Origin of the sequence: Sphingobacterium sp. LRF_L2, from assembly GCF_965644235.1 — a bacterium.
GTDB lineage: Bacteria > Bacteroidota > Bacteroidia > Sphingobacteriales > Sphingobacteriaceae > Sphingobacterium.
Window position 1 is genome coordinate 252,448 of record NZ_CBFFRI010000007.1, and the last position, 13,495, is coordinate 265,942.

13 protein-coding genes and 1 tRNA gene are annotated in these 13,495 nt (G+C 41.1%); 12 read left to right on the forward strand and 2 right to left on the reverse strand.

What is annotated here, in order from left to right:
* From ACSZOX_RS15740 to ACSZOX_RS15750, 3 genes are all read left to right on the forward strand, one after another.
* Window positions 1-74 (forward strand) — tRNA-Asp (locus tag ACSZOX_RS15740).
* Window positions 75-302: 228 nt separating this feature from the next.
* Window positions 303-1,046 (forward strand): UDP-2,3-diacylglucosamine diphosphatase, encoded by a 744-nt coding sequence (locus tag ACSZOX_RS15745; protein WP_437921027.1) that lies wholly within the window; start codon window positions 303-305, stop codon window positions 1,044-1,046.
* A complete protein-coding gene (locus ACSZOX_RS15750) occupies window positions 1,034-1,600 on the forward strand; it encodes a Crp/Fnr family transcriptional regulator (RefSeq protein ID WP_437921028.1) in 567 nt (188 codons plus the stop codon). Before ACSZOX_RS15745 ends, ACSZOX_RS15750 begins: the two co-directional genes overlap by 13 nt.
* A gap of 947 nt (window positions 1,601-2,547) precedes the next feature.
* Here ACSZOX_RS15750 and ACSZOX_RS15755 read toward each other — a convergent pair.
* Complete coding sequence (locus ACSZOX_RS15755) at window positions 2,548-3,375, reverse strand: glycogen/starch synthase (RefSeq protein ID WP_437921029.1); 828 nt, start codon at window positions 3,373-3,375, stop codon at window positions 2,548-2,550.
* A 144-nt stretch (window positions 3,376-3,519) separates the two neighbouring features.
* Here ACSZOX_RS15755 and panC point away from each other — a divergent pair, with 144 nt between their 5' ends.
* The 7 genes from panC (at window position 3,520) to ACSZOX_RS15790 (ending at window position 9,935) form a co-directional block, all read left to right on the forward strand.
* A complete protein-coding gene (panC, locus tag ACSZOX_RS15760; protein WP_437921030.1) occupies window positions 3,520-4,365 on the forward strand; it encodes a pantoate--beta-alanine ligase in 846 nt (281 codons plus the stop codon).
* A 58-nt stretch (window positions 4,366-4,423) separates the two neighbouring features.
* A complete protein-coding gene (gene panD, locus ACSZOX_RS15765; protein WP_437921031.1) occupies window positions 4,424-4,774 on the forward strand; it encodes an aspartate 1-decarboxylase in 351 nt (116 codons plus the stop codon).
* 54 nt (window positions 4,775-4,828) lie between these two features.
* A complete protein-coding gene (locus ACSZOX_RS15770) occupies window positions 4,829-5,194 on the forward strand; it encodes a hypothetical protein (RefSeq protein ID WP_437921032.1) in 366 nt (121 codons plus the stop codon).
* Between the two features lie 225 nt (window positions 5,195-5,419).
* Window positions 5,420-7,765 carry a TonB-dependent receptor gene (locus ACSZOX_RS15775; protein WP_437921033.1) on the forward strand — a complete coding sequence of 782 codons (2,346 nt, stop codon included), beginning with the start codon at window positions 5,420-5,422 and terminating at the stop codon, window positions 7,763-7,765.
* A 90-nt stretch (window positions 7,766-7,855) separates the two neighbouring features.
* Window positions 7,856-8,329, forward strand: a complete 474-nt coding sequence (locus ACSZOX_RS15780; RefSeq protein ID WP_437921034.1) for a thioredoxin family protein — start codon at window positions 7,856-7,858, stop codon at window positions 8,327-8,329.
* Between the two features lie 199 nt (window positions 8,330-8,528).
* Window positions 8,529-9,143: an FKBP-type peptidyl-prolyl cis-trans isomerase gene (locus ACSZOX_RS15785; protein ID WP_437921035.1), complete on the forward strand. Its 615-nt coding sequence runs from the start codon at window positions 8,529-8,531 to the stop codon at window positions 9,141-9,143.
* A gap of 132 nt (window positions 9,144-9,275) precedes the next feature.
* Window positions 9,276-9,935: an FKBP-type peptidyl-prolyl cis-trans isomerase gene (locus tag ACSZOX_RS15790; RefSeq protein WP_437921036.1), complete on the forward strand. Its 660-nt coding sequence runs from the start codon at window positions 9,276-9,278 to the stop codon at window positions 9,933-9,935.
* Window positions 9,936-10,099: 164 nt separating this feature from the next.
* Here ACSZOX_RS15790 and ACSZOX_RS15795 read toward each other — a convergent pair whose 3' ends face one another.
* Window positions 10,100-11,134, reverse strand: a complete 1,035-nt coding sequence (locus tag ACSZOX_RS15795) for a gliding motility lipoprotein GldB (protein WP_437921037.1) — start codon at window positions 11,132-11,134, stop codon at window positions 10,100-10,102.
* A 63-nt stretch (window positions 11,135-11,197) separates the two neighbouring features.
* On the opposite strand from ACSZOX_RS15795, the gene ACSZOX_RS15800 reads away from it, so the two are divergent.
* A complete protein-coding gene (locus tag ACSZOX_RS15800; RefSeq protein ID WP_437921038.1) occupies window positions 11,198-11,842 on the forward strand; it encodes a porin family protein in 645 nt (214 codons plus the stop codon).
* An 18-nt stretch (window positions 11,843-11,860) separates the two neighbouring features.
* Window positions 11,861-13,489 (forward strand): NAD+ synthase, encoded by a 1,629-nt coding sequence (locus ACSZOX_RS15805; protein ID WP_437921039.1) that lies wholly within the window; start codon window positions 11,861-11,863, stop codon window positions 13,487-13,489.
* The last annotated feature ends 6 nt before the right edge of the window (window positions 13,490-13,495 follow it).

Consider the following 13,495-nt stretch of genomic DNA (forward strand, 5'->3'; position numbering starts at 1 on the left):
GGTCTGGTAGTTCAGCTGGTTAGAATACATGCCTGTCACGCATGGGGTCGCGGGTTCGAGTCCCGTCCAGACCGCTAAGCGGGAGATTTAAAAAATCTTCCGCTTTTTTTTTGCTATTTAATCGCATAAATACCTCTCTGTTCTGTAAACGCTGTGATAAAAATGTCAGCATTGTCGGGTTTCGATACATTCCCCTTATTTCTAAAACCAGTAGAGACTCCATACCAAGGCTTTCTCCAGTTCAGTCAGGCTTCTACAGGCTTGTATATACGTTAATATTTATCTAGCTTTGAACGTACAGCATGAGAGATAAAATATACTTTGCTTCAGATTTCCATTTAGGGGTATTTCCTAAAGCAACATCCAGAGAAAGAGAGCGGCGGATCATCAGTTGGTTAGATGAAATAAAAAAAGATGCAAAAGAACTGTATCTGGTTGGTGACGTCTTCGATTTTTGGTTTGAGTATAACACGGTAGTACCTCGGGGGTTTATTCGCTTCTTAGGAAAACTCGCTGAACTAGCCGATTTGGGCATTAAGCTGACCTTTTTTAAAGGTAATCACGATATGTGGATGTTCGGATACCTCAAAGAAGAACTCGGAGCAACAATCATCGACAATGAGCTCGTGCTTACCCTATCCGAGAAGCGTTTCTTTATTCACCATGGTGATGGACTAGGCCCAGGAGACCGCAAGTATAAGTTTCTGAAAAAATTTTTCCGCAGTGCGCTCTGCCAATGGCTATTTGCACGCCTACATCCCAATTTAGGCATCGGCATTGCCCAGCGCTGGTCTCAGCACAGCCGTGCGTCCAATAACGAAGAAGAACGTTTCTTGGGCGAAGACCGGGAATGGTTGATACACTACGCCAAGGAACAATTACAGCACACACATTACGACTATTTTATTTTTGGACACCGTCATGTCCCCTACGATATAACACTAGGGGAACATAGCCGTATTGTCAATTTAGGAGAGTGGATTAACCATTTCACCTATGCCGTATGGGATGGAGAGCAACTTGCACTGAAGACATGGACGCACTAGCTATTATCCAGCGCATTGCCGATGTTCCTCCCAGCGAACAACATGAATTGCTCCCCCTTTTTGAGGAGATTACCGTAAACAAAAATGAAAACATTATCGAAGGAGGTAAGAATTCCCGGTTTATCTACTTCATTAAAGAAGGAACCTGCCGCATTTTTTACCATAAAGAAGAACGCGAGATTATTCTAGATTTCGCCTTCCCCGGGGATGCCTTAATCGCACTGAATAGCTATGTCTATGGAAAATCAGGCTATGAAACCATCCAGACGCTCGAAAAAACAACGCTATTCCGAATAGAAACAGCAGCATTACAACACCTATTTACACGCTCCATCAGTATAGCAAATTGGGGCCGAAAGCTTGCTGAAATAGAGACGTTAAAGATTGAATACCGCCTAATGTCTAAACTATTCAACACGGCAAGTGAGAGCTACCAAGAATTGCTGAATCGGGCACCGGAATGGATCAATCAGATTAAATTAGGATACATCGCCTCCTATTTGGGAATCTCTCAGGTTACATTAAGCCGGATTCGAGCGAAGCTGCGAACGTAATCTTCTTCTTAAAAACGGACAAAATGACTCCTTTCCTATGCGTAGATTCTCCTTATGCTTAAAAATATCCAAACCTTCATCCAAAACCTAAAAATTAATCCACTTTATAAAAAATTTCAAATAAAACACATTTAAATCACCTAGAGAAATCAAACAAAATGCTATAAGAAACATTTCAGAAAAAGCTCCATTTTGTACTTATACATTGAGCCAGTGTATAAGTACATTAAAGCAGACGCAGTATACTTGTTGCCAACCAACTTATAGTTTATAACAAACTATATGTACTTGCAAGCAATGTACTTATACATTAAACCAATGTACCTATACAAAACACCAAACTATACAGCCATTACGAAAAACTACAAGTAGTTCAACGCTATGTATATATACATAGCGTCAGTGTACTTATACATTGAACCCATGTACTTATAGTTTATAACAAACTACAGGTAGTTTATGAAGAACTACAGGTAGTCTACAATAAACAGAATGTCGTTGCGTACAATGTATATATACATCGTAACAGTGTACATATACATTATCGTCTTCTACTCATACACTGGAGAAAAGTATGATGACAAAGAGACAGTCTCATCTTACAGAATCACCCCTTATGGTTAAGGCAAAAGAAATACAAAGCTGCACCTTCTTTTGTACAGCGTGACCAGAACAAAGTCAAGATACAATACGAGTAGGGCGGAGAAGATTGATACGTTGTCGATAAAGGAGAAAAACATGCTGCATTACATCATAAACCATACAATATACTTCGTTAACCTGTAAGAATACAGGAACGCCAAGTTATCATCCTGACACAAAAAGATCACGTAAAATATAAGGGTCTGCATTTGTCAGCATGACCAGGGAATGGCTGAAGTTGTATTGCTGATCTTTTGCAAAAAAAAGGCGCCTAACGGCGCCTCTATGTAATTTCTATTAAAACATTATGCGGACTCAGCCTCTACATCGACTGTCGAGAACTCGTCAAATACTTCCGAAAATCCTTCATAGTCATCATAACCATTCGGAGAGAAGCTACGAATACCCTTTTCTTCGACATAAGCCTTAAGCTCTGGATGTATGTCTTCGTCTGCGAAAACAGCAATGTCAGTAAAAGATAATGCTCCTTTATACGTATCTACATACGAACCAGTACCATACGGAGCAGCTTCTTCTGCACTCATATCATCCTGCGAAGCCATCTCACCATACTTAGCACCCAGAGAATCAAAATCCTCATTAGCATACAAAGAATACATCACTTTAGCATCCTTAAACGCCGGGTCGTCTTTGTACGCTGTTTTCAGGTAAGCAGGCACCATTGCAGCGAACCAACCGTGACAATGTACCACATCAGGCGACCACCCGAGTTTTTTTACCGTTTCTAATGCCCCTTTACAGAAGAATAACGACCGCTCGTTATTGTCTGCAAAGAATTCTCCTTTTTCGTCACGAAAGATCTTTTTCCGCTGAAAATACTCTTCATTGTCCAAAAAGTAAACCTGCATACGTGCAGCAGGCAATGAAGCCACTTTAATAATTAGCGGATTATCATTGTTATCCACCACGATGTTCATTCCCGACAACCTTATCACTTCATGAAGACGATTTCTGCGCTCATTGATGTTACCAAAACGCGGCATAAGGATACGGATCTCGAATCCTTTTTCTTGCATAGCTTGTGGTAACTGGCGAGTAATTTCAGAAATTTTACTTATTTCAAGGAAAGGCGACATCTCATGGGTTACAAACAATATTTTCGTTTTTGCCATCTCCAACTGTTTTTTATTTATCGAATAGTAAAATCGGTATACAAAGGTACAAAAATTTTATGGATTCTCCAATTAGTTCGTTTTCACATCTTTATATTTTCGATTTATTTATGCAATTTTGTCGCCTTATTCAATGTACTGAAGGTGAAAATAGTTCATACAAAACAAGCGCTAGAAAGCTCTCTAGAAGGCGTTCGAGCGAACGGAAGAAAAATAGCACTTGTTCCTACTATGGGAGCGTTGCATGCTGGACATTTATCGTTAATTCAAGAAGCACAGCAGATCGCAGATCTTGTTGTCTGTAGCATTTTTGTCAACCCTACTCAATTTAACGACCCGAAAGATCTTGAAAAATATCCTCGCCCGGTAGAAAATGATCTACAATTGCTCCAGCAAGCTGCTTGCGATGTTGTATTCATGCCCACTGTCGAAGAGATGTACCCCAAAAATGACAGCCCTTGGCATATCGATCTCGGAGATCTGGATCAAATATGGGAAGGAGAAAAACGTCCAGGTCATTTCCAAGGAGTTACACAGGTGGTCTACAAACTATTTAAATTGGTTTTACCGGATGTCGCTTGCTTTGGCCAGAAAGATTTTCAACAAGTCATGGTCATCCAACGCCTGATAGATCTGAAAGAATTGCCCGTAAAGATCCACATATGCCCGACTATCCGCAGTGAAGAAGGCCTAGCCTTAAGTTCAAGAAACGTAAGATTGTCGGCAGCAGGCAAACAAAAGGCCTTGGTTCTATTTCGCACATTGAGCTACCTAAAGAAGCACTTTACAACAAAATCCCCTCTTAGCTTAAAAGAAGAGGGCTTGCAGCTTTTACAGGACGAACAAGAAGTAGAGGTAGAATACCTTGCAATCTGTGAAAGCCGTACATTGGCAGAAGCTAAACAGATCGATCCTGACAAAAAATATGTCGCTTTACTCGTCGCCTGGATCGAAGGGGTGCGTCTTATCGATAATATGATTTTAAACTAAATGTCATTTTCTAGGTGCGTATTTCGCGTTTATCTAGGAAATAAGGTAATTTTGTAATATGTTAATTGAAGTAATGAAATCAAAGATTCACCGCGTGCGTGTGACTCAGGCTGAATTGAACTATGTGGGAAGTATCACAATTGATGAAGATTTGATGGATGCGGCGAATATAGTAGCCAACGAAAAAGTGCAGATTGTAAACAACAATAATGGTGCACGATTGGAAACATACGTTATCCCTGGCGAGCGTGGAACAGGTACCATCTGTTTAAATGGAGCTGCTGCAAGGTTGGTACAAGTCGGAGATATTGTCATTATTATCTCTTACGGAAGTATGACTCCCGATGAGGCCCGAGCACATAAGCCTACACTTGTCTTTCCCGATGATAATAATAAATTAATACAGTAAATTTAATATTAATCCTTATTTTTGTAGCACTGTTGCATTTACAGTGCTTTTTTTATGCATAAACTTACCGCTAAATACCGTTCTCTTCTCGCTTATCTACTAAGCGCATGGATGATTACAATCATCATCAGCGGTGTTGTTTTTATGCACAAGGAAGTAACCTCGACCGGTGAAATCATCACACACATTCACCCCTACGATTTTACAAAAAAAGGCGAACCGCACCACCATAAGTCTGATGCGGAGATACAATACCTCAATGTAGTTTTTGCAGGCGCCTTTTTAGCATCGGATCTATTTATCTTTGAAATGGTGCTACCACCATTTTCTTTTCCGATTCATTATGCAGAAATCGCAGCACATCCTATCTTCGAGGTCGTTACCCATTACAACCTACGCGGTCCCCCCTCTTTAGCTTAACTATCTTTTTATTCTTTTACCCGTACATTATTCGTTTAAGATTGCCAGACTTCAAAACTTGACAATCAATATATCATTTTGGTATAGATGTGTCGACTTTGCTCAGCAAGACATAAAGGCTATGCTCAAACGTACATATAATGGACCCCCGTTCTTTTTTTCGCATTCCATTTTGGCTCTTGCCGAATTGTGTATGCTGTTTATTTAAGCTTTACATTTATTTACATGTCAAAAACATACTTTAGGCTTATCATAGCCCTTATATATTTATTTCCTACACTATTATTTGCACAAATTCAATTCAAAGGGAAGGTATCGACTATTGCTGGCGAGCCTATAGGACAAGCCACCGTTGCAGTGGAAGGGACCGCGATAGGGACTTCTACCGGTGACGATGGTACATTTTCTATTCAAAAAATGCCACAAGGAAAATTTACATTGGTGGTTCGAGCAGTAGGTTACCAAACCAAAAAGCAGCAGCTAAATAACGAAGAACAGCACGTTCCCATTCAGATAGTCCTTAACGAAGACAACCTCAACTTAAATGAAGTTGTTGTGAGTGCGACCCGTTACGGACTTGATCGACGGGAGGCACCAGTGGTTGTGAACGTTTTAGGCCCAAAACTATTCAACGCCACCCAATCAGTCGCCATGTCCGAAACCTTAGCGTATCAACCCGGTGTACGTGTGGAAAACAACTGTCAAAATTGTGGATTCTCCCAAGTCCGCCTCAATGGCTTGGAGGGCGCTTACTCCCAGATACTAATCAACAGCCGCTCTGTATTTAGCGCTTTAAATAGCGTCTACGGCTTAGATCAGATTCCTACCAGTATGATCGATCGAATTGAAGTTGTGCGCAGTGGAGGTTCGGCACTCTTTGGCGCCAATGCTATTGCAGGAACCATCAACATTATTACAAAAGATCCCATTGAAAATGACTGGCAAATTAAGTCAACCAACTCGCTTACCGATGGTAAATCCTGGGACAACACCATAGATTTCAACACTTCATTTGTAGCTGACGATCTGATGAATGGCGTCACGTTCTACGGTATGCACCGCGACCGCCAACCCTGGGATGCTAATGATGATGGTTTCTCAGAAATCACCAAACTACGTAACACCACATTCGGTGCAAAAACATTTTTTAAGCCTTCCGAATTCAATAAAATAACAGTTGATTTAAGTGTACTTAATGAGTTTCGTCGCGGAGGTGATCGTCTAGATTTAGCGCCACACTTTACCGACATCACAGAGCAACTGCAAACCAGTTCTTTTATCGGAGGCATTACTTACGACCATTATTCTAAAGACTGGAAACAAAAGTTCTCCCTATATGCTTCTGCCCAAAAAAGCAAACGGGACAGCTATTATGGGGGGCTTGGTGGATCAAGAGAAACCCAAGATAGCGTGATTGCATCAAATTCATACGGCACCACAGATGATCTTGCCATGGTTGCGGGAGGGCAATACACCTACAATTTTGAGCGCGACGTATTTACAGCAGGCGTAGAATATAATGCAAATCGAACTGAAGATGATATTCCTGCCTATAAAAGACGTATTGATCAGAAAACACATGCGTTAGGAACTTACGCCCAATACGAATGGAAAGTATTGGATAATCTGAAGGCATTACTTGGAGCTAGATACGACTACACCTATGTCGATGGCAGCTACAGCCTACTTAACAACCAACGCAATTCGGATCAAAGCTTTGGAACATTGAGCCCCCGTTTGACAATCCTCTACGATATCAACAGCGAACTTCAATTTCGTGGTGGTTATGCCCGAGGCTTCCGTGCTCCGCAAGCATTCAACGAAGACATGCATGTCACTTCTATAGGAGGCCAACAGATGTTCGTCCTGATGGGGGATAACCTCAAAACCGAATACTCAAATGCCTACACAGGTTCATTCAACTATACAAGAAATTTTGGATCGACACAGACGAGCTTGCTTGCCGAAGGCTTTTATACCGATCTACGAAATCCTTTTACGACCGTGATGACTTCAGAAGAGGAAGACCTTATTCTACAAGAGATGCGAAATGGCTCCAATTCACGCGTTTACGGAAGTAATATCGAACTGAGTGTAGCACCATCCAGTATGTTGAGTATACAAGCTGGAGGAACTATTCAACGATCGACTTACAGCGAGCCACAAGTGATCTTTGAGGGCGAGACCTCGGCGGACGACATCAGTACAACCCGTTATGTGCGTACGCCCAATATGTACGGTTACCTCAACACCAATATCAAAGCAACCAAACAATTTGCGGTAGATTTGACGGGTGTCTATACCGGTGAGATGTTGGTGCCACATTATCAGGAAGACGGTACCATGCTTATTAAAAATGCACCAGATTTCATGGAACTAAATATACGTTTAGGATACACCTTTGCGGTGAAAAAGGATTTCAATGTTGAAATTTTTGGCGGGGTACAGAATATGTTCAATTCTTTTCAAAAAGATTTCGATAAGGGTGCCTTACGCGATTCAAACTATATTTATGGTCCCACAAAACCTCGAACCTTCACTTTCGGGGTAAAAATAGGCCATTTCCACTAACAAAAATTCGTGTTATGCTAAAAAAAATCTAGCATAACACGAATTTTTAATAATAGATCTTCCCTCTGTTGGAAAACACATCCTTCATCTATGAAAAAGTTATTCACCTTATCCATCCTGCTCTATCTAGCTTTTCATGCGGAAGCACAAAAAAAAGAAAGCATTCAATGGTTGAGCTTTGAACAGCTATCCGATTCCCTTGCTAGCAAACCGAAAGATGTCTTACTCTTCTTTCATACCGATTGGTGTGTATACTGTCGAAAGATGCAACAGGATGTTTTCACCAACAGCACCGTTATAGACAAGATCAACAGGGAATATTACGCCGTCCATTTTGATGCAGAATCTGTTGACACAGTATCGTTCGATGGACAACACCTGACCAATACCACAACCGTAAAGCGTAGGGGATCCTACCACTCTTTGGCAAAAATACTCGCTTCGCGCAATGGTAGCCTTAGTTTTCCAACAACCCTCATCCTGAATGCCGATTTCACGGTGCACCAACGGCATTTCCAATACCTTTCTCCGAAAACATTACTGAAAGCCTTAGAAAAGCAGTAGGTTTTATTTCGAACAGCATATCGATAGCCGCGATAACTTCTTCCTAAGCTTGTAAAAACCGCCCATGAAGCTATGCTCAAGGAAGGAAAGCCTGCGATTGGTTCCAGATCGGCCACGATAAAAAACTTTTATGTATGTTTGTTGTAGCAAACGATAGGAAATGATCGTTCTAACCTCTGATATGTGCTTAAAAAACGATATGAAAAAACTACTTAAATTTTTATTTGTATTTGCTATTGCTCTAGCAGGATTCGCTTCTTGCTCAAAAACAGATGATTTTGACTATGAAAAAGCGGTGGAAGAGGAACGAATTAAAGATTCCCTCAACAATGTCCGCATCAAAAAATTAATTGCGGAACAGGCTCCTGAACTGAAAGCTTTTGCCGACGAGCATTTAACAAATGGCATTTTGCATGACTCTACCGGGATCTGGTATGAAGTGATTGCCGCAGGAGATGATGCGTCTTACGATTATTCTGTATCCAATGGATATGTTGTCGCGCCAACACTTTCTGTGAAATACAAAGGAACACTATTGAATGGAAATATTTTTGATGAAAAGACCGAAGATGTAAAGTTATCTTTGGCCAATGTCATCAGATCTTGGCAACTTTTGATCTTGCCAAAAACATTGCGATTCAATGGCTATAACTACCAACTGGGAGGACTTACAACAAACGGATTTAAAAAAGGAGCCAAACTAAAACTGGTAACTCCATCTCCTTATGCCTACGACACTTCCGCATCTACCGATGGAAAAATTCCAGCGAACTCTCCGCTCTATTTTGAAATTGAAATTTCGGAGATCAAGTAGCCTGTTTAATTTTATAAACAGATTTTAAATAATTTTGTAGCGCTTCATTATAAAATAGCGTTATATGCTTAAAAAACGATTAACAGATATGGAATAGAAGTTCCATATAACCATTAAAAAAATAAGTTATTTATGAAAAAACTAATTCAACCATTATTTGCTCTTGCAATCACTGCGTTAACATTCACTTCTTGTATGGATAAAGACACCACGGATTATACCGCAGACTATATCGCACAAGAAAAGGCAATTGACTCGCTCTTGAACGTGCAAAAAACACAGATAAGTTCCTATGCACTTTCTAATTTTGAAAACCCTAAACTGGATACCGTAAAATTTACGTACAACTATTACGAAAAAACAACAACGCGAGGTATCTACTATGAAATCCTAGCAGAACCTACAGCAGAGAATGACGCGAAATACGAGTACTCATTAACGACTAATTCAGGTTATACACAGTTGGTTCCAGCGACAATAAAATTAAAGTATACCGCAAAACTCCTTAACGGTACCGAGGTACAGAATGACGCAGGCAGTAACTATATCGTTGGAGGAAGCAGCTCAAGTACACTTGCAAACAATACTTGGATATACTCATTTTTTCCATATTCGCTAAAATTAGATGGTAAAACCTTTACTGTCGGTGGGTTTACAGAGAAAGGATTAAAAACAGGAAGCAAGATTCGTGTGATTACACCATCATTATGGGCATATGGTTCACAAAGCTCCGATAAAATCCCTGCAAATTCGATATTGATTTATGAGTTTGAAGTACTTGATATCAAGTAAGAAAAAATAACAAAATACCATCTCCAGCTTCATATCGGAAGCTATAGAAAGGCGGTAAAAAAAGGATCAAGCAAAGAGGTATTTTGCTTGATCCTTTTTTATGTTGGTCATGTATGGTGCAGCGAACGTTACTTTTGCTCATATCCCCAGAAAGTCAGCCTGTCCTATCGCCCCTTAAACTTCGACTCCTCTAATATTTCTTGGGCGTTATTCATAGCCAAAAGTTGCTGCAGAGTCACTGTGGGATGGCGTTCCATATATCGCCTCAGCATTTGCCAACCTATATAGCTGCCCAATTTCGGTGCCGATTCATTGTTCTCACCCAATTCGGCCGTAAAAGGAGCTTCCGTAAAATATTTTTGAATACGTAAATAATCTGTGTTGTAAAGCAAATTCTCTTGAAGAAACCAAGACCAGATGTCTTCCTGATAAGCATTGGCCCATGCAAGCTGAGATGTCGTATAACCTATTTTTAACGAATCCGGGAATGCAGGAAGAATAGAGTCCAAAGCCAATAGCACCTTTCCTTGATAAAGCATATGCTGTAATGTATTGCGGTCTTGATCCCCCTGCGGAATGAGTTCCTGTCTCAACACACTCTCCACAACCCGAGGCACAATATTCTCGGGTGTAAATCGGCGCGACATATAACGTGGTATTGTCCGCACCAATGCAGGGTAAAACTCCGAATCGGCTCCTAAGAACATATCCAAACCAATCCCTACATATCCTTCTCCAAGAGGTACCTGAACCGAAAATCCAGAGAAAAAGGAAAAAAAACGCGGAACTTCATAGGTTGGAAAATAATACTTCACATATTGGAAAGCCTTTTCAAGCGCTCGCTCTTGCGCACTCAAGTCTGTAAATTTCATCTCCACGGCTTTAGATAATGCTTTGAAATCCTGCTGGTTTAAAATGATGGAAAGCAATTGCTGCATTTGAATGGAATCTTTCGGATCACCAACTTCCAACATGTATTGCATATAGTCACTGTAGAAGTTTCCGTAGGCCTTTTGCCATTCCTTGTTGCTTTGCCCGATCTCATTTGGCTGTAGCTGGGCTAACGCTTGATCGAATCGTTCAATCTTTATCGAAACCGGAATGGCGCTCACATCGGGGAGTTTCTTACTTCGCGAACAAGAACCGATCAAAAGCAAATAGGGAATTAACAACAGCACAGCTGTCTTTTTTATGTTCATGGTTATTTTTTTGTGCCTACGACAAAAGTAATTATTAATTTTACATATATAAATCCCGCAACGATGACGACAATCTTTAAGAAGTTTATATTTTTTGCTCTTACCTTCCTTTTTTTCACATCCGCAGCAAACGCTCAATATTATTCAGCGGAAAGAAACATGTCTTTAGGTTTTACGTTCAGCCCCACAGCAAGCTGGTTGTCTTATAGCGATAGCGATACCTATAAGCCGAGCAGCAAAGTCGGTTACCTCTATGGGCTTATCGCTGATTTGGGTTTTGCACGGAACTATTTTTTCTCTACTGGATTTCAGATTAACACACAATACGGCGGGGCTTTCGGTTCGGGAAGCAATACGGATGGACTAGTAGACAAGACTTATCGGCTTCAATATGCAGAGGTACCTCTCACCATCAAGTTAAAAACCAATGAAAATCGTACAGGTCGGTTTTATGGACAATTCGGGTTCACGGCCGGTGTAAAAGTGTCAGGAAAAGAACGCGTCAACACCCAAAGCAATTATACACCTATAGACGGCGAGGATCTATTTCGATTAGGCCTTCAAATGGGGCTTGGGGCAGAATGGAACCTCACACGTAGTCTTTCTGCAGTGGCGGGTCTATCCTACAACAATGGCTTTACAAGAACGATGAAAGACGGCGCTCCAAAACTGTCTTATGTGGCCTTAAACATAGGCTTATTATTTTAATACGATTAAAGATACACTATGAATATTGCATTAGCCCAGCTTAACTATCATATCGGAAACTTCGAGGAGAACAGCAAAAAGATCATTGACAGCATCGAAAAAGCAAAGGCTGCCGGTGCCGACCTTATCGTCTTTGCCGAACTAGCTATCGGTGGCTACCCCGCTAAAGATCTGTTACGAAACCAACGGTACCTAGCTTTATGTACCGATAGTATCGCCGAAATAGCGAAAGTATGTCAAGGTATAAGCTGTATTTTAGGTGCTCCTATACAGAATACGGATCCGGAAGGAAAACCTTTATACAATGCAGCGCTTCTCTTGGAAGATGGCCGCATTAAAGAGGTCTGTAAAAAGAGCCTATTACCGGATTACGATGTATTCGACGAATACCGATACTTCGAGCCGAATAGACAGGTTTCCTGTATCGATATACGGGGGGAGAAAGTAGCCTTAACAATTTGTGAAGATTTATGGGACGATGATGCGTCGAACTCCTATGTTGGCGATCTTATGGCTGAACTCCGCAAAGAATCCCCTACCTTAATCATCAATATCGCGGCATCCCCGTTTTCCTACATACATTTTGAAAATAGAATCAAGGTATTACAACGAAACGTAATCAAAGCAGGATGTCCTTTGGTATATGTCAACCAAGTTGGAGCCCATACGGACATCATCTTTGATGGACGATCTTTAGCTTTAGATCGCAACGGGAATCCATTGGCACAGTTAAAGGGCTTTGAAGAAGACTTCCAAATCGTGGACATCTATAACAGCACAGCTATAGCTGTAGAAAACAAAAAATCCGAGATCGCGCTTATCCACGATGCGCTCCTTTTAGGGCTCCGCGACTATTTCCGCAAATCGGGTTTTAAAAAGGCCGTAATCGGTTTATCCGGAGGTTTAGATTCTGCTGTTGTCGCTGCCCTCGCTTGTGAAGCCTTAGGTGCAGAGAATGTACTAGCGGTATTAATGCCATCGATCTATTCTAGTGACCACAGTATTCAAGACGCCTTAGATCTTGTCGCGAACACAGGCTGCCAGCATCAAATTGTTCCAATCAAAGAAATTGCGTTAGCATTCGACGATACATTGGCTGACACGTTCACAGGCAGAAATCCCGATCTCACGGAAGAAAATATACAGGCTCGTATCCGAGGAACCTTACTCATGGCCATCTCTAACAAGTTTGGAAATATTCTACTGAATACATCCAACAAGAGTGAAGCCGCAGTAGGCTACGGCACACTCTATGGCGATATGGCTGGTTCACTCAGTGTGATTGGTGATGTCTATAAAACACAAGCTTATGCACTCGCGAATTACATCAACAGGGAACGTGAAATCATCCCTGTAAATACTATCGTCAAAGCACCATCTGCAGAACTTCGTCCTGATCAAAAGGATGCAGACTCTCTGCCCCCTTACGACATACTGGATAGTGTACTCTTCCAACTCATTGAATTGGAAAAATCAGGTACCGAAGTGCTCCATGCTGGTTTCGACGAAACATTGGTGCAGCGCATCTCGAAAATGCTCCAAAATGCGGAATTCAAACGTTTTCAGGCTCCCCCAATTTTAAGGGTAAGTCAAAAAGCTTTCGGCAGTGGAAGAACAATGCCTTTAGTTGCAAAATATCCATTTTAAGATTAA